Here is a 22359-nt window from a genome sequence, read left to right on the forward strand (position 1 = left end):
CTAATTAGATATGATGACCACGTTTCCACTTTGGGTAGCCCTATAAAATAAGAGGTCATGGTATCGGTTTCCATCATCGGGCCGGTCCAATAGTTGTCCTGTAAATAAACTATAAGTATAACCTTCGCAGCTACATACAGCGTTCTGCCCGTCGATTGTCATGGTGGAACATTCATTGGGAACATGGTTGGGACAACTGGCTTCCCAGGCCATAAAACTGGACCCTGTATTGATAACGAAGGCGCCTCGGGTTCCCACGCCATTGTTGCCCACATAAACAGGATTTCCAATGTTTTGTAAATTATTGTACAACGGCAGGTTAAGGTTCAACTCAAAACGAAATCGTACCTCCTGTAAATAAGGATTTCTATTGGAGGTATCGGAGCTACAGGATAATACCAGTGCCAATAATACTATGGCCCAGAGGTGCTTCATGTTCGATAGTTTCAGTACGTTACGGCAGCAAAGTTGAACAAAAATTCTCTATATTTGCGTAAAATCCTCGCAAAAACCATGCAGGTCATGGGCATCGTTGAGGATTTTTTGTATTTGTAGAGGAAGAGTACATTGGGGAAATTTTTTGATTTTCTTCAATGCCTCTTTGCATTAAAAATTAACGATATGAGCAAAGTATCATACTATACACCCGAAGGATTAAAGAAATTGAGGGACGAGTTGAATCAACTTAAGGATGTAGAGCGTCCAAAAGCGTCACAGGCCATTGCTGAAGCAAGAGACAAGGGAGATCTTTCAGAAAATGCGGAATATGATGCGGCCAAAGAGGCCCAAGGGCTTTTGGAAATGAAGATTTCCAAAATGGAAGAAACCTTGGCCAATGCCCGTTTGATAGACGAATCACAACTGGATACCTCCAAGATATTAGTGCTTTCTACCGTGAAGCTAAAGAACCAGGCCAATGGGATGGAAATGAAGTATACCTTGGTGGCCGAGAGCGAAGCCAACCTTAAAGCAGGTAAGATTTCCGTGACATCTCCGATTGGTAAAGGGTTATTGGGCAAAAAAGTAGGTGATGTTGCCGAAATCAAGGTTCCCAATGGAACACTCAAATTTGAGATTTTAGAGATCACTCGAGAGTAACAGCAACTAAATTGGTATATTTAATCCCGTCATAGCACGGGATTTTTTTATTTTAAACTGAATTAAAATGGCCAGCATTTTTACCAAGATCATCAATGGAGATATACCTTCTTATAAAATAGCGGAGGACGAAGATCATTTTGCTTTTTTGGATATTAACCCCAATTCCAAAGGACACACGCTATGCGTCCCAAAAAAGGAAGTGGACAAGATTTTAGATCTTGATGAGGAATCTTACATGAAACTCATGGCCTTCTCAAGAAAAGTTGGTCTTGCCATACAAAAAGCAGTGCCCTGTAAAAGAGTAGGGATGACGGTTATTGGTTTAGAGGTGCCTCATGTGCACGTACATTTAATCCCGTTGCAAAGTATGGCCAATGCTACGTTTCAAAATAAGGAGAGCCTTACCTCAGATGAGTTTGAAGCGGTAGCGGAACAAATCAAGTCACATCTTTAGCCCTCTATCATAAAATAGACGCCGGCCGCTACAAGACATAGCATTAGGACCAAAACCACAAAAAATAGCATGGTAAAACGCACCGCGGGCCTGTCTGGCTTTACCAATTTGTTGTAGTAATCGAATACCCTTTCAATATCGGGTGTCCAATCCACGGGATATATGGTGGAGTTGCATTTTTTGCACTTGATCTCATTGGTAACCACACCGGTAGTTCTGTGGTACAGTGCATTAAACGTGTGTTTTTGATAAAACGTAATCTTAAGTTCCTGATTAAAACATTTGGGGCAATTGTTGGTGATATCAGCTTCTTGTATTACGAGTTGCTTTTCTTTTGCCATAATTCAAATTTATAGTGCTCGTAGTGTAATTTGCATGATAGTTCCTTCTTTACTAGACGAAAATACTTTAATTTTTCCTTTATGGTACTCTTCAACAATTCTTTTTACCAACGAAAGCCCTAATCCCCAGCCTCTTTGCTTGGAAGTTACACCGGGATTGAAGATGTTCTGAAAATCACTTTTGGGGATTCCATGGCCGGTATCCGATACCAGAATATTGATGTTTTGTCCCTTTTTCTCTATTTGGATGGCAATATTTCCCTTGCCCTTCATGGCATCAATGCCATTCTTTACCAGGTTTTCTATACTCCAGTTGTACAATGGGGGATTCATAAGCACGTGGGCTTCATCTATATTGGAGCTAAAGGAAAAATGTACCAGTTTGGAACTACGTTGCTTCAGGTACTCGAATGCCTTTTTGGTTTCATTTACAATATCATGGTCCTTCAATTCTGGAATAGAACCAATTTTGGAAAATCGTTCTGTAATGGTTTCCAACCTATCAATGTCCTTTGCTATTTCTTGGGTCACCTCAGGATTGATATCTTCAGATTTCAGTAGTTCGTTCCAACCCAAAAGAGATGTGAGCGGCGTTCCGATTTGATGCGCCGTTTCCTTGGCCATACCGGCCCAGAGCTTGTTCTGTTCCGATGCTTTGTTGGTTCGAAAGAAAAAGAAAATTACTGCCCCGAACAAAAAAATAATCAACAAAAGGGCAAGTGGATAATATTTTAGTTTGTTGAGTACCTCCGAATTGCCATAATACAGAGTTTCGAGCAGTTCGTCTTCCTGAATGATTTGAATGGGTTGGTTCTCATTTTTGAACTGTGCTATCTTTTGCTGGATGTATGCGCTGTCGGCAATTTTGTCCTCAGGAATATTATGGGTTTTATAGGAGCCTTCCTCGTTAACCAGAATCATTGGGGTAGACGTGTTGTTGCCCAGAACTTTGAGGGTAAGGTTACCCAGTTCCTGATCTACCGATGACTGGACAAGTTCCAACTGCGCTGTTGCCCAAATTTCCATTTTTAGGCGTTCCTCCTCCTTAAACTTTCGGAAAAAGCTATTGGTGTTCCATAGAATAAGACTTACAATGATGAATGCCGATACCAGCAGTATAATATTGGAGGTTTTCCGTTTGGTACTAAAATCCATTGGTGGTCAAATTCTTTTTAAAGATAGGTAATTGGAAAACATGTTGATAGTTAGTTTAAATAACGGATGTCATTAGGATTCATTTTATGTACTTTTGAATTTTCAACAAAAATTAACATTGCATGGAAGTTCAGGGAAGAATCAAAATGATAGATGAGACCAAAACCTATGGCAACAACGGTTTCAGAAAAAGAGAGGTGGTCGTGACCACTGAAGAACAATATCCGCAGCACATATTGGTAGAGTTTGTTCAGGATAAATGTGATTTGCTCAACAACTATTCCGTAGGGCAAATGGTGAAGATCAGTATCAACCTGAGAGGAAGGGAATGGGTAAACCCTCAAGGAGAAACCAAATATTTCAACTCCATCCAAGGGTGGCGAATAGAGAACCTTCAGTCTGAGCCTGCAGGTGACAATATGCCTCCGGTTCCACCTATGGAAGCCTTTGAGCCTGCCGATGATTATAATGATGAAGACCACGACGATCTTCCATTCTAATAGATAGATTTACCATCGATAGAATTCGAAAATCCGGACGTTATGTTCGGATTTTTTAGTTTTTGGGCTGATTTGTATTTTTAGAAAAAATTGCCCTTGGAAAACACTCCCTTATATTTTTTGAACAAGAGATTGGAGTTTCCTCCCGTTGATGATGCCAGTGAAGATGGTTTGCTCGCAGTAGGTGGAGACCTTTCACCGGAGCGATTGCTGCTGGCCTATAAAAATGGGATTTTTCCATGGTTCAATGATGACTCACTGATTTTATGGTGGACGCCCGACCCAAGGATGGTGCTGTTTCCACATAAAGTAAAAGTGTCCAAGAGCATGCGAAAAGTAATTCGGGATCGATCATTCGTGCTAACCCAAAACACCTGCTTTGAACAGGTAATCGACTACTGTGCCCAAATTCGTCGTAAAGGCCAAGATGGTACATGGATAACGCCCGAAATGAAAACCGCTTACATGAAGTTGTTCGAAAAGGGGCATGCAAAATCCTATGAGGTCTGGGAAAACGAAGATTTGGTAGGAGGACTCTACGGAATTGACCTAGGGCATGTGTTCTGCGGGGAGAGCATGTTCAGCTTACGGGCCAATGCCTCAAAGTTTGCATTTATACAAATGGCCAAAGAATTGGGTGAGAAAGGGTATCGGGTTATAGATTGTCAAGTGCACACCGATCATTTGGAAAGTTTGGGTGCCGAACTTATTCCTAGAAAAGAGTTCGTTAAACTACTACAGGGAAATTTGAGCACTGGTCAGTAAAAAAAGGATGTGTTCCGGAACATTGGCAGTGTAATCCTCCATACGATACTCCATTCCTATTTGCAATTTCATGCCACTGTGCAACTCCCAGCCCACTTGCCCGACCAAGCGTATATCGTATTCGGGTGAGTTTTGTTTCGCCACACTCAACAAATTTTCAAAGCTTCCTACAAAATAAGGTTCACCGGGATTTAATTTCTCTCCCATTAATGGAAAATCCAGGGCAAAGCGGTATCTAAATCTATGGGTGGTCAGGGAATTGGTGATTCGCTGCTGGGCTCGGAACCTATGTCCAAAACGTATGGCGAACGGCTTGTGCGTTACATTGTATTGTTGCGTGAATCTAAGTTCGTTCTCCCTACTATTGTAAAACCTGTACATTATACCAAGAGCAATACTTTGGTTATCCTTGATCTCAAGTTTTGAAAAGTGGGTAAAATCCAATTGTTTCACCCTAAATGTAAAATCTTCGTTCTCATAGAGAAAGTTTCTGTTAGCGATGGAAAAATTATGGGAGTACGCACTCGCTACCTTATAGTTTACAGCAAATTGTGGCTGCCAGTAACCCGTTAGGTTTTCTTGACCTTTTACGGATACGGAAGTCATCAACAGTAATAACGAAACAAATAAAATCCGTTTAATAAAGTACATGATCATAACTTGGGGGAAAGGATTTTCGCAATCGTATCAACTGCCCTTCAGAATCGAAAAGCGCCTCATATTCTTGAAAATCGCCACTTTCTTTGGCAGAAAAGACCAATTCGTAGTTTACATCGGGCAGAATCAAGTTCTGAAATGCGTTGTGTAAAGTCTTTTCAACCGACTTTTTTTCTCGTAAGGGATATTGCTGTTGAATTTTTTTTACTCTGTGTTTGTAGTGGTTTTCATCCAAATAGGATTGGATAGTATTCCATGTATCGTTCGGAATGTCCCTTTCCTTTATCTTAAACTCTACATCTTCGAGTGTTCCTTCTTCATCGAACTCAACGCTGTAATGCAATCGCCCTTTTTTAAATTTGGTTTCAAAGCTTTTTTTGGTACTATCCGTTTCTTGGTAAAAACGTACTCGTTTGGCATCTTTCAGGTAATCTTCAATTAACAGATAGGCGCTGTTCGGGAAGTCGGCCTTGTCTATTCTGGATTCCTGTTCGTACTTGTTTTGCGCAGATGTGATTTGCACAGTACCAACGATTACAAATAGGAGGTATTTAAACTTCATGGTATCTAAAACAGTTTACTTCGTGGTCGTTGACCATGCCTGTGGCCTGCATGTGGGCGTAAATTACTGTGCTTCCCACAAACTTGAAGCCACGCTTTTTTAAATCTTTACTGATTGTATCGGATAAGTCAGTGGTTGCCGGAGCATTTTTGTAGTTTTTCAACTCGTTTTTAATAGGCTTATGGTCTACAAATCCCCAAATGTATTTACTAAAACTACCAAATTCTTTTTGGACTTCCATAAAAGCAATGGCGTTGGTGACCGTGGCATTGACTTTTAGTTTATTTCTAACGATTCCCGGGTCTTGTAGAAGGGCATCAATCTTAGCTTGATCATACTTTGCAATCTTTTTGTAGTCAAAATGGTCAAAGGCCTGCCTAAAATTTTCACGTTTTCTTAATATAGTTATCCAACTCAGGCCCGCTTGAAAGGTCTCCAAGATCAAAAATTCGAAAAGGGTTTCATCATCTTTGACAGGAACGCCCCATTCCTCGTCATGATAGGCTTCATAAAGGGTGTCGCCGATGCACCAGCCACATCTATGTTTGTCCATAGCAATCAATTTTAAGTAAAAGTAAGGCAAAATAAGAAATCGTTAAGTGCAAGTTAAAGTGATGCATGTTAATAGTAATGCTATTATTTTTGCGAGACTTTGTTTTAAAAATGGAATAGCATGGACATTTTACTACAATCTGTGAAACTGGAAATCGATGAAAAACTCTATGTTAAAGACCCTGAATCGTCAGATTTGGGGAAGAAAATCGTGGAGCAGAGTATATTGTTGATTGATGAAATTGGTTTCGAATCCTTTACGTTTAAGAAATTGGGTGTTAGAATACACTCAAACGAGAGTTCGATTTACCGATATTTTGAGAACAAGCACAAGCTATTGCTTTATCTGGCCTCTTGGTATTGGGGTTGGGTGGAGTACAAGATGGTTTTTTCTACCAATGCAATTTCCGACCCCGTGGAAAAATTGGCAGATTCCATTGAAGTATTGACACAGACAGTAGAGGAAGATTCCTCCTTTTCGCATATTAACGAAGTGGTACTCAACAAGATAATCATTAACGAGTATTCAAAGTCCTATCTTGTGAAAGAAATGAACAATGATGGGGCGGAAGGGAGCTTTATCATATGCAAAAGGTTAGTGGGTCGTCTCAGCAAAATGATTTCTGATGTGGACGGTGATTATGAATTTCCGACCAGTCTGGCCAGTAATGTGCTTGAAGGTTCGTTACATCAGAATTTTTTAAAATCGCACTTTCCATCTCTCACAAACTGTAGTGAAGAGGTAACCCCTACCGCATTTTTCACGGATTTGATATTCCGCACACTAAATCAAAAAGTACATGGCCAATAAAAAAATACTCTCTGCCTGGCAGCGGCTAACCGGTTTGCTCTCCTTGGACAAAAAGGATATTCTTCAAATTTTTTACTACGCTATTTTTGCGGGACTGGTCAATCTTTCCTTGCCTTTGGGAATACAGGCCATTATTAACCTGATTCAAGGGGCCCGTGTGAGTACTTCTTGGATTGTATTGGTGGTTCTTGTAACCATGGGTGTGGCCTTTGTTGGGGTTTTGCAGTTAATGCAGATAAGGATTATAGAGAACTTGCAGCAAAAGATTTTCACCAGATCATCGTTTGAGTTCGCCTATCGTTTTCCAAAAATCAAGATGAGTGAGCTTAGGTATTATTATCCTCCGGAACTTGCCAATCGCTTTTTTGATACTCTTACCGTACAAAAATCCTTATCCAAAATATTGATAGATTTCCCGGCGGCTCTGCTACAGATTGTTTTCGGACTATTGTTGCTGTCGTTTTATCACCCTTTCTTTATTATCTATGGATTGTTGTTACTGGTACTCATTTATATAGTGTTCAAGTTTACTGCACAAAGGGGCTTGGATACCAGTTTGGAAGAATCCAAGATCAAATACAAAGTAGCTCATTGGGTTCAAGAAATCGCCCGTTCCATTATCAGTTTTAAACTTTCTGGTAAGACCTCCCATGCCCTTGAAAAGAACGACACGTTGGTAGATGACTATTTGGATGCGAGGGAAAGTCACTTTAGAGTGTTGGTATTGCAATTTATCCAGATGATAGGTTTCAAGGTTTTGGTTACCGCAGGGTTGCTTTTGATCGGGGGGCTCTTGGTACTGGAGCAGCAGATGAACATTGGTCAGTTTGTGGCGGCGGAAATCATTATTCTATTGGTTATCAGTTCTGTGGAAAAATTGATTTTGGGTCTCGAGACATTTTATGATCTATTGACTTCATTGGAAAAAATGGGGCAGGTCGTGGATAAGGAATTGGAACCACAAGAAGGGGAAACCCCGTTCAAGGAAAATGAAGGATTAACGGTGGAGCTGGAAGATATTGTGTACAAGGTGCCCGGATTGGATAAGAAAATAATAGACCATGTATCACTCAAAATAAAACCAGAAACAAAGTTGCTGATACAAGGAAAGAGTGGATCGGGAAGGTCAACGTTGCTAAGAATGATTGCCGGTATTCTAGAACCGGATGAAGGCAAGATATATGTGAACAATGTAGCGCTTAAAGGAATCAAATTGAGCCAGTATAGATCATATCTTGGTCATTCGTTAACGGAGGAATATCCCTTTGAAGGAACCTTATTGGACAATATTACCTTCGGTAACAAGGACATCTCTATGGAAGATGTGTATTGGGCCTTGGAAAAAGTAAGTCTTTCAGAATTTGTGAAGGAGCAGCCGCAGGGGTTAAAAACCGTCCTGTATCCTGAAGGAAAAAAATTCCCCGACTTTATCTCCAGAAAAATTGTTTTGGCCCGAAGCATAGTAACCCGTCCCAAATTGATGGTGCTCAAGGACCCATTGGAGCAATATGATGAGGAAGAAACAGAAAGAATGATGGATTTCTTAACTGACCCCGCCAACGGATGGGCTTTGGTCGTTGTTAGCGAAAATCCCAAGTGGGCAAAACGCTGTAATCAAGTAATCCGTATGGAAAAAGGTAGATTGATCAACGTAAATTAAAGTTCATGCTGAATATTTCTTCAAATAATAAACTGAACGAAAAGGTGGACCTTACCGGTTACGAAGCTGGTAAAAAAGTGTTCCATAAGAGGCACTACAAGCAGTTCAACCGCTTCTTGGCATCCTTTTCCATAATTGTTGTTTTTATGATGTTTCTGCCGTGGACCCAGAACATATCTGGCCGAGGGTACCTTACCACTTTGACACCGGATCAAAGACCTCAAACAATCCAGTCGCCAATACCCGGACGGATTGAAAAATGGTATGTGAGGGAAGGTCAATATGTGGAAAAGGGAGATACTATTTTGCATATCTCCGAGGTAAAGAGCGAATATTTTGACCCAAATTTGGTAGAGAGAACCGGGCAGCAGATTAAGGCCAAATCCATGTCCGTAACATCGTATCAGGAAAAAGTAAAAGCCTTGAACCAGCAGATCAAAGCGTTGAACCAAGAACTCGGTTTAAAACTGGAACAAGCTAGGAACAAGTTGATGCAGTCAAAACTAAAGGTAAAAAGCGATAGTATAGACCTAGAAGCGGCCAAGACCAATATTTCGATTGCCCAGAGACAGTACGACCGAGTTGAAAAATTGCAAGATGAGGGGTTAAAGGCCGTTACCGATCTAGAAGAAAAACGATTAAAATTGCAAGAGACACAGGCAAAGCTCATTAGCCAAGAAAATAAATTGTTGGCCAGTAAAAATGATGTAATCAATGCCCAGGTAGAGATCAATCGAGTGCAGGCAGAGTACACCGATAAAATTTCAAAAGCACAAAGTGATCTTTATACGGCCCAATCCAATCAGTTCGACTCAGAAGCGCAGGTAACAAAACTGGAGAACCAGTATACCAATTATGAGATGAGGAGTGACATGCTGTTTATACGGGCCCCTCAAAATGGGTATATCACTAAGGCCATCCAATCTGGAATTGGGGAAACTTTTAAGGAAGGAGCCCAATTGGTCGGCATCATGCCTTCAGATTATGATATAGCTGTAGAAACGTATGTAGATCCCATCGACTTGCCCTTGATTCACTTGGATGAGAAGGTACGTATCCAATTTGATGGTTGGCCAGCTATTGTATTTAGTGGTTGGCCCAATGTTTCCTACGGTACTTTTGGGGGCAAAGTGGTCGCTATCGAGAATTTTATCAGTCCTAATGGGAAATATCGCATACTGCTGGCCCCGGACGAGGAAGAAGCTCCTTGGCCCAAGGATATTCGGGTGGGCTCAGGAGCAAGTACCATGGCCTTGTTGGAAGATGTCCCCATTTGGTACGAACTATGGAGGCAGTTGAATGGCTTCCCGCCAAACTATTATCAACCTCAAAACACAAGTGCAGATGCCGCAAAGAAATAGAAGATCACTTTTATTTTGTACCCTCTTTTTCTTTACTGTAGGTTCTTTTTACGCTCAGCAAGATTCTTTGGTGCTGGGGTTTAAAGAGTATTTGGGCTATGTTAAAAAATATCATCCCGTAGCCAAGCAGGCCCAATTGAACATTGCCATAGGGCAGGCCAATCTGATGAAGGCCAGAGGAGGGTTTGATCCCAAGGTCGAAGTGGATTACAATACCAAGGAGTTCAAAGAAACCGAATACTGGGACCGCTTGAATGCCACCTTTAAGATACCTACCTGGTTTGGGATAGAGCTCAAAGGAAATTTTCAGCAAAATGAAGGGTACTACCTCAATCCTGATGAAACCTTGCCCGATGATGGGCTGTACAGTGCCGGGGTATCCATGTCCGTTTTACAGGGGTTTTGGATCAACGAGCGTATGGCCACCCTCAGAAAAGCAAAGCTTTTTAGGGAGCAGACCAAAGCCGACCAAGACCTGCAGGTTAACCAAGTGTTGTACAATGCATCCTTGGCCTATTTTGATTGGTTAAAGGCCTATAGGGATGCTGAGGTATACAAAGATTTTTTGGAGAATGCCGAGATACGTTTTCAAGGGATAAAAGAAAGTGCCCTGGCAGGCGATATTGCCATGATTGATACAGTTGAGGCTAAAATTGCCGTTCGAAACCGAGATTTGGGCTATCAGCAGGCAAAGGTCAACCTCATGAAAAAATCATTGGAGCTCAGTAATTTTTTATGGATAGAGGACGTTCCCGTTGAACTTCAGCCCGGTATAGCTCCTAATTTGCAACCCGAAATAGATATCAATTCAACCTTGGAGATAGATGGTATACCGTTGGACAGCTTTAATCTGGAGACACATCCAAAGCTGTTGTCCTTGGATTATAAAATAGAAGGGCTAGCAGTTGATAAAAGATTGAAGGCGAATAAATTGCTTCCAAAATTACAAGCTGAATACAATTTTATCACTGAGACCCCTGAGTTTATCGATTCTTTTGTGACCGAAAATTATAAGGCTGGCTTAAGTTTTCAGATGCCCATCTTCCTACGGAAGGAACGCGGAGATTTAAAACTGGCCAAGTTTAAGTTGAGGGACGCAGAGTACGAAAGGGACAACGCACAAGTCGAAATTCAGAACAAGGTGATTGCTATTTATAACGAACTGGATTCCTTTACGCAACAAAACCAGTTGATATCCGACATTGTTAAAGACTATACAACTATGTTGCAAGCCGAGGAGCGAAAGTTCAGTTTTGGAGAGAGTTCCCTGTTTTTGATCAATTCGCGGGAAAGCAAGCTTATTGATGCCTACTTGAAACAGAATGAGATGCAGAACAAGTTTTTCTACACTAAGGCCATGTTGTTCAAGAGTTTGGCCATAAACCCAAAAACATTGTAAGGTTTCAATCTAACAAACAACCAATGACAAAAGTCACCTAACCGCTAAATGCATGGTGCTACTTTTGAAAAAATGTTTTTATGGAAATACTGGAGAAGAACAGGTTGGAAATGGTTCAGGAATACATCTCAAAGGCAATGGATTATCCAAGGTATCGTGCATTGGTCTCTCAATTGGCCTTGACAGGTGGTTCCACCGGTCCCAATCAATCCGAAATATATGTGAATTACACCAAACTGGGCGACAAGCGGATGTCGCGTTGGGAAAAAACATTCAAGATTTCCGAGGAGGTCCGGGAAAAATTGAAATCCTACGATAAGGAATTGGTCCTGCTCGTACTTACCGAAAGCTGGTGCGGTGATGCAGCGGCCAGTTTGCCTATTATGAATAAAATAGCTGAAGCAAGCCCAAGTATTTCATTAAAGATTGTGTTAAGGGATGAAAATCTCGATTTAATGGATCTGTTCCTTACCAACGGTGCCCGCTCAATTCCCAAAGTTATCGTGTTTGATAAAGCCAATAATGAAATCATTGGGGAGTGGGGTCCAAGACCAAGCATGGCTACCCAAATGGTGGAGGACTACAAAAGAGAACATGGTAAATTGACCGATGAGTTCAAACAAGAGCTACAACTTTGGTACAATAAAAATAAGGGTCAAAATATCTTGGAAGATATTCTGGAATTACTTGCTCTGGAATAGATAGGTTATCGTCCCGATTTGGGATGCTTTGGAATCCGGGCTAAAACGTGCCTTTAGTGCATAAGCGATAGCATTGTCCACTAAGCAACCATTACTGGTTCCCGAACTTTTATCGTTGAAGGTCGCCTCGTTTACATAACCATTTTCGTCCACAGTAATATTGATGACGACCTTACCACCTTCAATACAAGTGTAGATGGGTGGAGGAAGATAGTAGGCATTTCTTTCCAACAAAGAATAGGAGATGGAGGTACGTCTATCTTTTAAATAATTGGTGAACTCCTCTTTTAGAGCATCGCGTTCGCCAAGTTTTTCTTTTTTCTCGTCCCGTTGTGCTTTCAATTGTTTTAATTGGTCCTCAAAACCTGAGTTATCGGCATATTCCCCGGTCTCGCTGCTCAATGCTCTTTCTTCAATAAGTTCTTCAAGGGTCTTTAAAGGTTCGGGATTTCCAACACTGGGTTTTGCGGTTTCATTGACCGCCATGTGGCTTTTAATGGGGTCGTTGGCGGCTTGCATTTCTTCCAATCGCTCCTCTTCCTCTTCCAGAAGTTTCTCGATATCCTCATCGGCCAAGCTCATTTCAATAACGTACTCATCCTCTTGTATGCCCCCTAAGTGAATATTGAACAGCAATAATATCACTATGGACATAGCGAAGAAAGTGATCAAAAGTGATAACTGGCTCTTGTTTAAGTTCATGGTTTAACTATAACCGCTTTTTTGCAAAATTATTTTATCCCAACATTTAAGGAGAAACGTTTGCTTCAAGATTATCCTTGAAAACATTGGGACTTGTAGCATTATTTACGTTGAAATCACCTATTTTGGTTCTTCTTAGTTTGGATAAATAGGCTCCAGAGTCCAAGGCTTTACCAAAATCGTGGGCCAAAGAACGGATATAGGTCCCTTTGCTGCACACCACCCGAAAATCAACTTCGGGCAGTTCAATTCGGGTAATTTCAAACTCAGAAATTTCAATTTTTCGTGATTTTATATCGACTTGTTTTCCTTCACGTGCCAATTCGTACAATCGTTTCCCATCCTTTTTTAAGGCAGAAAAGATGGGGGGTACTTGGTCAATTACGCCCAAAAATTGTGCCGTAGCTTCTTTGATTGATGTATTTGTAATGTGGCCGATGGGAAAGGTCTCGTTCACTTCGGTCTCCAAGTCATAGGATGGCGTGGTGGCCCCTAAAGTGAAAGTTCCCGTATATTCTTTTACCTGTCCTTGAAGCTCTGGAATTTTTTTGGTGAATTTCCCCGTACAGATAATCAACAGCCCGGTAGCCAAAGGGTCCAATGTTCCTGCATGACCGATTTTTATCTTTTTGAGGCTGAATTTTTTACGAATGGCCCATTTAAGCGCGTTCACCGCTTGGAAGGAACTCCATTCCAATGGTTTATCGATCAATAAGATCTGACCGTTTAAAAAATCTTCTTTGGTGTTCAACAACTTGGGGTTTTGGGCAAATATACTGATCTATCCCCACATGCTCCACGCAAGAGCTATAAGGCCTACCACTAAGCAGTAAATAGCGAAATAGGTCAACTTGCTTTGGCGTACCAATTTGATCATCCAAGTACAGGCGGCAAGTCCAGCGATGAATGCTGCGACAAAACCTGCTCCCATGGCTACAGCTTGGTCGCCATGAAAGGTAATATCTCCGCCCATCACATCTTTGGCTACTTTGCCTAAAATTAGAGGCACTACCATCAAAAAGGAAAAACGTGCCGATTTTGTCTTGTCAACCCCCAAAAGTACGGCTGCCGAAATAGTCGCACCACTTCGGGAGATACCTGGTAATATGGCAACTGCCTGTGCCATTCCTATGGCAAAAGCACTGCGGAAAGATACATTTTTATCGGTAGTCTTGGCCAAATCTGCCAAATACAGCAAAAATGCCGTAATCACGAGCATGATACCGACGATAACGATGGCACCATCAAAAAACACCTCGATAAAATCATTCAAAAAAAGACCGACCAAAGCGGCAGGAATCATGGAGATGATAATTTTTAAAGAAAACTGGGTTTCCTCGTTCCATTTAAACTGAAATAGGCCCTTCAATATCTCAAAAACATCTTTTCGGAATACCACCAAAGTACTTAAAGCGGTCGCAAAGTGAAGCACTACGGTAAACAACAAACTTTCTTCGGGAACGGCCTGCGCTCCCAAAATAGCTTTTCCTAATTCTAAATGACCGCTGGAGGAAACAGGCAAAAATTCGGTCAATCCCTGAATGATTCCAAGGATAATGGCGTCAATTAATTCCAATTATTCCTTCTTTTTCTTGTGAGGATTCAACAAAATGGCATACACCTGAATGCCAAGACCGATAAGAATCAAGGTCGGTGCAAGGCGGATTCTCCTAAAATTGTATATCTCGGGATTGAATACTTCGGGGTCGTCGCTTCCACCACCGCTCATCAAAATAAATCCGAGGGCAATAAGGGCAATACCTATAAATAGAAAGAGATAGTTTTTCCTTTGGAAAACAAACTCCTTGGTAGGTTTTTGACCGTTGTTGTTTTTCTTGCTCATGCTGCAAATTTAGTAATAAAGATCGTCCGTCCTTAGATTTAAAAAACGTTGGGTCGCAAAATGGGTGCTGGCCCAAGATATGATAACGCCCAAACTAAATACACTAACGAACAAAATGATGAGTACCATATAATCTTGCAAAAGATTCAGTTCGGGGAAATTTTTGTCGATATAATACACTAAAACGCCAAGTCCGATCAAGGCAACCACTGCTCCGACCATACCTAGTTTAATGTTCGTCCAAATAAAAGGTCTTCGGATAAAGGTTTTGGTGGCACCCACCATTTGCATGGTCTTGATGATGAACCTTTTGGAATAGATGGACAGTCGAATGGAACTATTGATCAATAAGAATGCGATTACGGTAAAAATGGCACTGGCCACCAATATCCACAAACTGATTTTCCGAGCATTGTTGTTGAGTAGCGAAATCAAAGGTTTGTCGTAGCTTACCTCGTCCACGTAGGCTTTGGCTGCCAGCTCCTCCGCTATCTCGTCAATTTGTTGCGGGGATACGAAATCGGCCTTCAAATTCACGTCGATGGAATTTTTTAAGGGGTTATAACCTAAAAACTCTTCAAAATTTTCACCAATATCCTCGCTATATTGCTCGGCCGCATCTTCCTTGGAAATGTATTCGGCCGACTTGGTGTACTCGGCAAGCGCCAAACTTTTTTGCAACTGATCTATTTCCACAGGCTTTGCGCTGTCCTTCAAAAACACCGAAATGGTAATCTGCTCCTTAAAGTGATCCGCTAATTTTTTGGTATTGAGCACCAAAAGACCCAAAACACCTAAAAGGAACAGGACCAGGGCAATGCTCAAAGCCACGGAAAAGTAGGAGGAGATCAGTTTTCGACGCTGATATCGTTCAATATATTGGCTCATATAGTAGAATCAGTACGTAAAAATAGAAAAGTAAATTGTATTTAGGGGATTAAACCTATTTTTGCACACGAAATTGAACAAGATTAACAATGAATTACGATTTCCGCGAGATTGAGGCCAAATGGCAGAAGTATTGGGCAGAAAATGAAACTTTTAAGGCATCCAACGATTCCGATAAACCTAAATTTTATGCATTGTCGATGTTTCCTTACCCATCTGGGGCAGGTTTGCACGTAGGGCACCCACTGGGATACATTGCCACGGATATCTATTCGCGTTACAAAAGACATAAAGGATTCAATGTATTGCATCCCATGGGCTACGATTCCTTTGGGTTGCCTGCGGAGCAATATGCGATTCAAACAGGGCAACACCCAGCTATTACAACAGAGAATAATATAAATAGGTACCGAGAGCAGTTGGACCAACTTGGTTTTTCTTTTGATTGGAGCCGCGAAGTACGCACCTCCAACCCACAATATTATAAATGGACGCAATGGATTTTTATCCAATTGTTCAACTCGTGGTACAATAAGAAATCCGATAAAGCGGAAAACATTTCCAGTTTGATTTCCATCTTTGAAAAAGAAGGAAATGCTAATGTTGAAGCCGCTTGTGATGATGATACTCCAAGTTTTGATGCCGCAACTTGGAATGGATTTTCAGAAAAGGAAAAGCAAGAAACCCTCCTAAAATATAGACTCACTTATTTGGCGGATACCGAAGTGAACTGGTGTCCTGCCCTTGGAACGGTTTTGGCCAATGATGAAATCGTGAACGGTGTTTCCGAGCGTGGAGGTCATCCTGTAGTCCGAAAAAAAATGACGCAGTGGAGTATGCGTATTACCGCGTATGCCCAACGTTTATTGGACGGATTGGACAAAATTGATTGGCCACAGCCACTAAAAGATTCCCAGACCAACTGGATTGGACGTTCTGTGGGAGCCACGGTTAAGTTTAGAGTTATGAGTGAAAAGTTAAGAGTGAGCGAGAGTGAAAACTCCGAACTCAAAACTCAAAACTCATCACTTGATATTGAAGTCTTCACCACCCGCCCCGATACCATTTTCGGAGTAAGCTTTATGACCTTGGCTCCAGAACACGAGTTGGTGGCCAAAATCACTACGCCAGAACAAAAGACTGAGGTTGATGCTTACGTGGAAGCTACGGCAAAGCGTTCCGAGCGTGACCGTATGGCAGATGTAAAAACGATTTCCGGTGTGTTTACGGGAGCTTATGCAGAGCATCCGTTTACTAAAGAACCTATTCCTATTTGGATTGGCGACTACGTTTTGGCGAGTTATGGAACGGGAGCGGTAATGGCGGTGCCCTGTGGTGACCAACGGGATTACGATTTTGCCAAACATTATAATATAGCTATCCCCAACATCTTTGAAGGGGTGGATATTTCTGAAGAGGCATTTGCCGATAAGGAAACTACGATAATTGCCAATTCTGACTTTTTGAATGGACTATCTTATAAGGATGCCATGAAGAAAGCAATTGCAGAATTGGAAAAAATTGGACATGGTGAAGGAAAGGTGAATTACCGTTTACGTGATGCCGTATTTAGCCGTCAGCGGTACTGGGGAGAGCCTTTCCCAGTGTATTATGTGGACGGGATGCCGCAAATGATTGATTTGGAGCATTTGCCCTTGCAATTGCCCGAAGTTGAAAAGTATCTCCCTACCGAAACAGGCGAGCCACCACTGGGCAATGCCACCGAGTGGGCATGGGATACCGATAAGAATGAAGTCGTTTCCAATGATCTGATTGACCATAAAACCGTTTTTCCTTTGGAGTTGAACACCATGCCGGGTTGGGCAGGAAGTTCCCAATACTTTAATAGGTATATGAATCCACGGAATGATGACGCTATTTTCTCTCCCGAAGCCATCAACTATTGGCAAGATGTGGACTTATATATAGGAGGTAGCGAACACGCTACGGGCCACTTATTGTATTCCCGTTTTTGGCAGAAGTTTATGTTTGATATGGGTTATGTGCCCAAAGATGAATTTGCCCAAAAGTTGATCAACCAAGGGATGATTACGGGGACGAGTGCGTTTGTTTATAGAATTCATACTTTAAACAGAAAAGCCTTTTTTGTTTCTAAAAATCTTTTTGACCATGAGAAGAACACTTTACATGGTTATGAGTTGGAAAAATTGATCGAAATTGATTTTGATAACCCTAAAGAAGAAAGGAAGTTGATGTACAAAATCCAAGAATTACATGCAGATGTTTCTTTGGTGAATGCATCCGATGAATTGGATGTAGAAGGATTCAAGCAATGGCAACCTGAATATAAGGATGCAGAGTTCATTCTTGAAGACGGAAAATACATTGTAGGCCGAGAAATCGAAAAAATGTCCAAATCCAAATACAATGTCGTCAATCCCGATGCCATTTGTGAGGAGTATGGAGCAGATTCCCTTCGTTTGTACGAAATGTTCTTGGGTCCTTTGGAGCAATCCAAGCCTTGGAACACGGCAGGTATTACTGGAGTACATTCCTTCTTAAAGAAACTTTGGAAGCTCTATTCCCCCCTTGAGGGCGGCGAGGGGGGTGCGGAACCCACCGCCGAAAACTTGAAAACTTTGCACAAGACCATCAAAAAGGTAGAGGAAGACATTGAGAACTTCTCGTTCAATACTTCTGTCTCCACCTTTATGATCTGTGTCAACGAGTTGACATCGCAAAAATGTACTAGCAAAGCTGTTTTGGAGCCTTTGGCCATTTTAGTGTCACCCTATGCGCCGCACATTGCCGAAGAGCTTTGGAGTCGTTTGGGTCATACGGAATCTATTGCCGAAGCGCCATTCCCCATGTTTGAGGAGAAATACTTGGTGGAGAGTAGCAAGGAATACCCGATATCCTTTAATGGTAAAATGCGTTTCAAGTTGGAGTTGCCATTGGATATGAGCAAGGAAGATATTGAAGCTGCAGTTTTGGCCCACGAAAAAACAAAAGAGCAATTACAAGGACGTGACCCTAAAAAGGTAATCGTAGTGCCTGGAAAGATTGTGAATATTGTAGGCTAGTCTGATAAATCTGTTTTTGTTGTCATTCCGAACTCGATTCGGAATCTCATCAGTATTTTATGAGAACCTGAAACTAGTTCAGGTTGATGAATATGTCGCCTTACGATAAAATCAATACGAATTTTACAGAAATACCCCCAAAAAAGCATGCCGATCGGCATGCTTTTTTATTTTAACCCAATATAACCCCAAAAAAGTTAGGGGTATGTATAAAAAAATCATTGTAAAAAGATTATACCCCCTATAAAAAATGAATATAAATGTTAAAAAACACTTATTTTAACGAATTACCCCTGTTTTTTATCGGGTATTTGTGTTTTAATCTAAATTTTTTATTCAACTTTGGCCCCAGAAACAATTAATAGCAACAAAATGACTGTTGGGATACCTAAAGAAATCAAAAACAACGAGAGCCGAGTTGGGATGACACCATCCGGTGTATTTGAATTGGTGAAGAACAACCATACTGTTTATGTACAATCCGGTGCTGGTGAAGGAAGTGGATTTTTTAATCAGGACTACCAGCAGGCAGGAGCTACTATTTTGGATACCATTGGTCAGGTATATGCCATGAGCGACATGATCGTAAAGGTTAAGGAGCCTATCGCAGAAGAATATAATTTGATTCAAGAAGGGCAGATTGTGTTTACGTACTTCCATTTTGCATCCAGTGAGGCGTTGACAAGGGCCATGATCAAAAGCAAATCTATCTGTATCGCTTATGAAACTGTGGAAGATGAAGATGGAACATTGCCTTTATTGACACCGATGTCCGAAGTTGCCGGTAGAATGGCTATTCAGCAAGGTGCAAAGTATTTGGAGAAGCCCGTGAAAGGAAGAGGCGTTCTTTTGGGCGGAGTGCCTGGGGTGTCGCCGGGGCGTGTTTTAGTCCTTGGAGCTGGGACCGTAGGAATTCAGGCTGCTAAAATGGCAGCAGGATTAGGTGCCCAAGTGACTATTTTGGATGTGAACATGAAACGTCTAAGATACGTGAACGACATTATGCCGAGTAATGTGATTACCGGTTTTTCGAATGAATTCAATATCAGAAAACATATAAAATCAAATGATTTAATTATTGGTGGAGTTCTTTTAAAAGGAGCCAAAGCCCCTAATTTAATTACTAGGGATATGCTCAAAGATATGCATCCAGGAACCGTTATTGTAGATGTAGCGGTAGATCAAGGCGGATGTGTGGAAACCACCAAACCAACAACCCATGAGGACCCCATTTACATTATTGATGATGTGGTCCACTATTGTGTAGCCAATATGCCAGGGGCAGTGCCTTATACTTCTACTGTTGCCTTGACGAATGTAACACTGCCCTATGTGCTAAAATTGGCTAATCTGGGATGGCGAAGTGCCTGCAAGTTGGACAGATCCTTGGAAAAGGGATTAAATATTGTTGAAGGTGAAATAGTCTACAAAGAAATTGCGGAAACCTTTCACTTGGAGCCTGTGTTGGCTTAATGACCTAACATTTTGACAGAAAATAGACCCTGCCATTTATTTGGCGGGGTTTTTGCTTTAATATGGTATATTTATATCTACGTAAAACGATAAAATTATGATGACATATTATATATTAATCGGTGCAATTGCATTGGTCAGTTGGTTGGTAAGCAATCAATTAAAGAGCAAGTTCAAAAAATATTCCAAGGTCCATCTAAGAAATGGCATGAGCGGGGCCGAAATTGCCCAAAAAATGTTAGATGATCATGGAATTCGAGATGTTAAGGTGATTTCCACTCCCGGCATGTTGACCGACCATTACAATCCTAAGAACAAAACCGTCAACCTTAGTGAAGGCGTATACAATCAACGCAATGCCTCGGCAGCAGCTGTTGCTGCCCATGAATGCGGACACGCGGTACAGCATGCACAGGCATATGAGTGGTTGACCATGCGTTCCAAATTGGTGCCGGTTGTAAGCGTTACTTCAGGAATGTCCACATGGGTGGTTTTTGGTGGTATTATGCTGATGGCAGCCACAGGCGTTGCTGGTGGTATCGGTTTTTATATCGCCGTAGCCGGTTTGATCATGATGGGCTTCGCCACCTTGTTCAGTTTTATTACCCTTCCTGTAGAATATGATGCCAGTAAAAGGGCGTTGGTTTGGTTAAAACAAAAGAACATGGTGAGCCAAGAAGAATATGCCGGTGCGGAAGATGCTCTAAAATGGGCCGCAAGAACCTATTTGGTAGCAGCATTGGGCGCGTTGGCGTCCTTATTATACTGGGCCGTTCAGGTTTTTGGTGGCAGGGACTAAGAAATGATAAACATTACGGAATAAAAAAAGGGAGCCATTTGGCTCCCTTTTTTGTTATATGTGGTTGAATTTTAATCAATCCAATCCATAACCTTGTTGTCTATCATTTGCAACCCTACACCTTCGGTGCCGGTCACCTCTATCATATCCAAGATGTCCCTGATTGTGTTTTCCTCTTCGACTTGTTCCATTACAAACCAGTCCAAGAAGCGTTCAGTGGCAAAATCGCCGATTTCCCGAGCTTTTTTTACAATGTTATGAATGGATTTAGTCACTTTTACCTCATGCTCCAAGGTAGATTCAAAAACATCAACAATGGATGAGTAGTCATGATTGATTCCCGTTACTTCTGGAGAAATGGGATTTCCGCCCGTGTCCACCAAAAAGTTGAAAATCTTCATCATATGCTCACGTTCTTCCTCTGCTTGTTTAAAGAAAAACTTGGCACTGGTGAAAAAACCGTTTTGTTCGCACCATGAGGCCATGGCCAAATAGGTGGCGGAAGCATGTGCCTCCATTTTTATCTGTCCATTGAGCAAATCCATGGATTCCACTTTAATGCTCATACTTTGTCTTGCTATATCTTTCATAGTTACTATGATTTTTTTATCCTGTTATATTAACAAATTTACGGATTTTATGGCCGTATAAAAAGTAACGGCCTAGTTTTAAGGCAGTTTAAGACTGAATAAAAATAAGGAAAAAACCGTGGGGTTAGGAAGTTATGGTTTCCAAGGCTCCTACCGAAAGCCCCAAGGATACAAAACTGTTGGAGACCAGTCGTTTCAAATCCAATATTTCCAATGTGTTCAGAACAAAAAGATGCTCCTTGTTGCACAGCATTAGGACTTCAAATCCATGAGCGTTCAAATCACTGTCAAAATGGTTTTCAATAGCTATGCTCATCACCTTATGGCGAAGTGCAAGCAGCTGGCACAAAGACATGCGAACCATTTTTTGACCAAAATCAACATAAAAACAGCGCTCGTTGGCAGCTTGGTATAAGGTGTAATATGTGGATTGAAATATTACATTCATGGAACAAATGTAATGTTTATTTAGATTCAATACAAATATCAAATTTGAATTTGTCGGTCAATTTGTTGATCTAATGATATAAAGGTTTCGGTACGGGAAACTCCTTCTATTTGCTGAATTTTTTTGTTGAGTACCTGCATTAAGTGCTCATTGTCCTGGCACAATACTTTGATAAGGATGGACCAGTTTCCTGTGGTGTAATGGCACTCCAATACTTCTGGAATATCTTTCAGTTGTTTTACAGCTTTTGGATTTGTCATGGCCTTATCCAAGTAAATACCAATGTAAGCCATGGTTGAATAGCCTAAAACTTTCGGGTTAATGACAAATTTGGAACCGGAAATGAGCCCCGAACTTTCCAGTTTACGTAGCCTTTGGTGAATCGCAGCACCTGAAATTCCAATGTTCCTTGCAATTTCAAGAATGGGTTTACGGGCATCTTCCATAAGGTATCTTAGGATTTTCTTGTCGATACCATCAATCTTAACCGAATTGTTATTGTTTTTCACAATACTTGTTTTGATTTGAAGTCAAATATATTCAAAATATAAAG

The 22359-nt window shown here is 41.3% G+C and carries 26 protein-coding genes; 12 read left to right on the plus strand and 14 right to left on the minus strand.

The genetic code is table 11. From position 1 onward, the window contains the following. The gene (locus DCK90_RS09205) at window positions 1-435 is read right to left on the minus strand and encodes a Rieske (2Fe-2S) protein (protein WP_108245879.1); all 435 of its coding nucleotides are present in this window, start codon (window positions 433-435) and stop codon (window positions 1-3) included. Between the two features lie 186 nt (window positions 436-621). Here DCK90_RS09205 and greA point away from each other — a divergent pair, with 186 nt between their 5' ends. Continuing rightward, window positions 622-1098 carry a transcription elongation factor GreA gene (gene greA, locus DCK90_RS09210; protein ID WP_108245954.1) on the plus strand — a complete coding sequence of 159 codons (477 nt, stop codon included), beginning with the start codon at window positions 622-624 and terminating at the stop codon, window positions 1096-1098. 67 nt (window positions 1099-1165) lie between these two features. After that, on the plus strand, window positions 1166-1555 hold the full coding sequence (locus tag DCK90_RS09215) for an HIT family protein (protein WP_108245880.1): 390 nt from the start codon (window positions 1166-1168) through the stop codon (window positions 1553-1555). Here DCK90_RS09215 and DCK90_RS09220 read toward each other — a convergent pair. After that, window positions 1552-1896, minus strand: a complete 345-nt coding sequence (locus DCK90_RS09220) for a hypothetical protein (protein ID WP_108245881.1) — start codon at window positions 1894-1896, stop codon at window positions 1552-1554. The genes DCK90_RS09215 and DCK90_RS09220 overlap by 4 nt on opposite strands. Before the next feature lie 9 nt (window positions 1897-1905). Then, on the minus strand, window positions 1906-3051 hold the full coding sequence (locus DCK90_RS09225) for a sensor histidine kinase (RefSeq protein WP_108245882.1): 1146 nt from the start codon (window positions 3049-3051) through the stop codon (window positions 1906-1908). Between the two features lie 122 nt (window positions 3052-3173). On the opposite strand from DCK90_RS09225, the gene DCK90_RS09230 reads away from it, so the two are divergent. Both DCK90_RS09230 and aat read left to right on the plus strand, forming a co-directional pair. Then, window positions 3174-3551 carry a DUF3127 domain-containing protein gene (locus DCK90_RS09230; RefSeq protein ID WP_108245883.1) on the plus strand — a complete coding sequence of 126 codons (378 nt, stop codon included), beginning with the start codon at window positions 3174-3176 and terminating at the stop codon, window positions 3549-3551. A gap of 120 nt (window positions 3552-3671) precedes the next feature. After that, window positions 3672-4316: a leucyl/phenylalanyl-tRNA--protein transferase gene (gene aat / locus DCK90_RS09235; protein ID WP_234414696.1), complete on the plus strand. Its 645-nt coding sequence runs from the start codon at window positions 3672-3674 to the stop codon at window positions 4314-4316. On the opposite strand, the gene DCK90_RS09240 is transcribed toward aat, so the two are convergent. Genes DCK90_RS09240 through DCK90_RS09250 form a run of 3 tightly spaced genes read right to left on the minus strand, consistent with a single transcriptional unit; the run spans window position 4287 to window position 6088 of the window. Continuing rightward, window positions 4287-4967, minus strand: coding sequence for a DUF2490 domain-containing protein (locus DCK90_RS09240; protein WP_234414700.1), 681 nt, complete (start codon window positions 4965-4967; stop codon window positions 4287-4289). The genes aat and DCK90_RS09240 overlap by 30 nt on opposite strands. Next, the gene (locus DCK90_RS09245) at window positions 4954-5535 is read right to left on the minus strand and encodes a hypothetical protein (RefSeq protein ID WP_108245886.1); all 582 of its coding nucleotides are present in this window, start codon (window positions 5533-5535) and stop codon (window positions 4954-4956) included. Before DCK90_RS09245 ends, DCK90_RS09240 begins: the two co-directional genes overlap by 14 nt. Next, window positions 5525-6088 carry a DNA-3-methyladenine glycosylase I gene (locus tag DCK90_RS09250; RefSeq protein WP_108245887.1) on the minus strand — a complete coding sequence of 188 codons (564 nt, stop codon included), beginning with the start codon at window positions 6086-6088 and terminating at the stop codon, window positions 5525-5527. Before DCK90_RS09250 ends, DCK90_RS09245 begins: the two co-directional genes overlap by 11 nt. A 120-nt stretch (window positions 6089-6208) precedes the next feature. On the opposite strand from DCK90_RS09250, the gene DCK90_RS09255 reads away from it, so the two are divergent. The 5 genes from DCK90_RS09255 (at window position 6209) to DCK90_RS09275 (ending at window position 12019) form a co-directional block, all read left to right on the plus strand. Beyond that, window positions 6209-6898 (plus strand): TetR/AcrR family transcriptional regulator, encoded by a 690-nt coding sequence (locus DCK90_RS09255; RefSeq protein WP_108245888.1) that lies wholly within the window; start codon window positions 6209-6211, stop codon window positions 6896-6898. Continuing rightward, the gene (locus DCK90_RS09260) at window positions 6888-8558 is read left to right on the plus strand and encodes a peptidase domain-containing ABC transporter (RefSeq protein ID WP_108245889.1); all 1671 of its coding nucleotides are present in this window, start codon (window positions 6888-6890) and stop codon (window positions 8556-8558) included. Before DCK90_RS09255 ends, DCK90_RS09260 begins: the two co-directional genes overlap by 11 nt. 5 nt (window positions 8559-8563) lie before the next feature. After that, window positions 8564-9919, plus strand: a complete 1356-nt coding sequence (locus DCK90_RS09265) for an HlyD family secretion protein (protein ID WP_108245890.1) — start codon at window positions 8564-8566, stop codon at window positions 9917-9919. Further along, window positions 9903-11318 (plus strand): TolC family protein, encoded by a 1416-nt coding sequence (locus tag DCK90_RS09270; protein WP_108245955.1) that lies wholly within the window; start codon window positions 9903-9905, stop codon window positions 11316-11318. Before DCK90_RS09265 ends, DCK90_RS09270 begins: the two co-directional genes overlap by 17 nt. 80 nt (window positions 11319-11398) lie before the next feature. Continuing rightward, window positions 11399-12019, plus strand: coding sequence for a thioredoxin family protein (locus DCK90_RS09275; RefSeq protein WP_108245891.1), 621 nt, complete (start codon window positions 11399-11401; stop codon window positions 12017-12019). Here the strand turns inward: DCK90_RS09275 and DCK90_RS09280 are convergent. Genes DCK90_RS09280 through DCK90_RS09300 form a run of 5 tightly spaced genes read right to left on the minus strand, consistent with a single transcriptional unit; the run spans window position 12002 to window position 15452 of the window. After that, complete coding sequence (locus tag DCK90_RS09280; protein WP_108245892.1) at window positions 12002-12721, minus strand: energy transducer TonB; 720 nt, start codon at window positions 12719-12721, stop codon at window positions 12002-12004. The two genes, DCK90_RS09275 and DCK90_RS09280, sit on opposite strands and share 18 nt — an antisense overlap. 46 nt (window positions 12722-12767) lie before the next feature. Continuing rightward, complete coding sequence (gene truB, locus DCK90_RS09285; protein WP_108245956.1) at window positions 12768-13472, minus strand: tRNA pseudouridine(55) synthase TruB; 705 nt, start codon at window positions 13470-13472, stop codon at window positions 12768-12770. 30 nt (window positions 13473-13502) lie between these two features. Then, complete coding sequence (locus tag DCK90_RS09290; RefSeq protein ID WP_108245893.1) at window positions 13503-14297, minus strand: undecaprenyl-diphosphate phosphatase; 795 nt, start codon at window positions 14295-14297, stop codon at window positions 13503-13505. Then, window positions 14298-14564: a DUF3098 domain-containing protein gene (locus DCK90_RS09295; protein ID WP_108245894.1), complete on the minus strand. Its 267-nt coding sequence runs from the start codon at window positions 14562-14564 to the stop codon at window positions 14298-14300. Window positions 14565-14573: 9 nt separating this feature from the next. Further along, window positions 14574-15452 carry a cell division protein FtsX gene (locus tag DCK90_RS09300; protein WP_108245895.1) on the minus strand — a complete coding sequence of 293 codons (879 nt, stop codon included), beginning with the start codon at window positions 15450-15452 and terminating at the stop codon, window positions 14574-14576. 89 nt (window positions 15453-15541) lie between these two features. Between DCK90_RS09300 and DCK90_RS09305 the strand changes: the two genes are divergently transcribed. The 3 genes from DCK90_RS09305 (at window position 15542) to DCK90_RS09315 (ending at window position 20768) form a co-directional block, all read left to right on the plus strand. Continuing rightward, window positions 15542-18496 carry a leucine--tRNA ligase gene (locus tag DCK90_RS09305; protein WP_108245896.1) on the plus strand — a complete coding sequence of 985 codons (2955 nt, stop codon included), beginning with the start codon at window positions 15542-15544 and terminating at the stop codon, window positions 18494-18496. Between the two features lie 372 nt (window positions 18497-18868). Then, window positions 18869-19969 carry an alanine dehydrogenase gene (ald, locus tag DCK90_RS09310; protein ID WP_108245897.1) on the plus strand — a complete coding sequence of 367 codons (1101 nt, stop codon included), beginning with the start codon at window positions 18869-18871 and terminating at the stop codon, window positions 19967-19969. A gap of 97 nt (window positions 19970-20066) precedes the next feature. Further along, complete coding sequence (locus tag DCK90_RS09315; RefSeq protein WP_108245898.1) at window positions 20067-20768, plus strand: zinc metallopeptidase; 702 nt, start codon at window positions 20067-20069, stop codon at window positions 20766-20768. A 71-nt stretch (window positions 20769-20839) separates the two neighbouring features. On the opposite strand, the gene DCK90_RS09320 is transcribed toward DCK90_RS09315, so the two are convergent. The 3 genes from DCK90_RS09320 to DCK90_RS09330 all read right to left on the minus strand — a co-directional run bounded on the left by DCK90_RS09320 (window position 20840) and on the right by DCK90_RS09330 (window position 22315). Beyond that, window positions 20840-21358: a ferritin gene (locus DCK90_RS09320; RefSeq protein WP_108245899.1), complete on the minus strand. Its 519-nt coding sequence runs from the start codon at window positions 21356-21358 to the stop codon at window positions 20840-20842. Between the two features lie 124 nt (window positions 21359-21482). After that, entirely contained in the window at window positions 21483-21806 is a 324-nt protein-coding gene (locus DCK90_RS09325; RefSeq protein ID WP_108245900.1) for a hypothetical protein, read from the minus strand. A 38-nt stretch (window positions 21807-21844) separates the two neighbouring features. After that, a complete protein-coding gene (locus tag DCK90_RS09330; protein ID WP_108245901.1) occupies window positions 21845-22315 on the minus strand; it encodes an Lrp/AsnC ligand binding domain-containing protein in 471 nt (156 codons plus the stop codon). Window positions 22316-22359 lie beyond the last annotated feature (44 nt).

It is taken from the genome of Muricauda brasiliensis (genome assembly GCF_003057865.1).
Classification (GTDB): Bacteria; Bacteroidota; Bacteroidia; order Flavobacteriales; family Flavobacteriaceae; genus Flagellimonas; species Flagellimonas chongwuensis.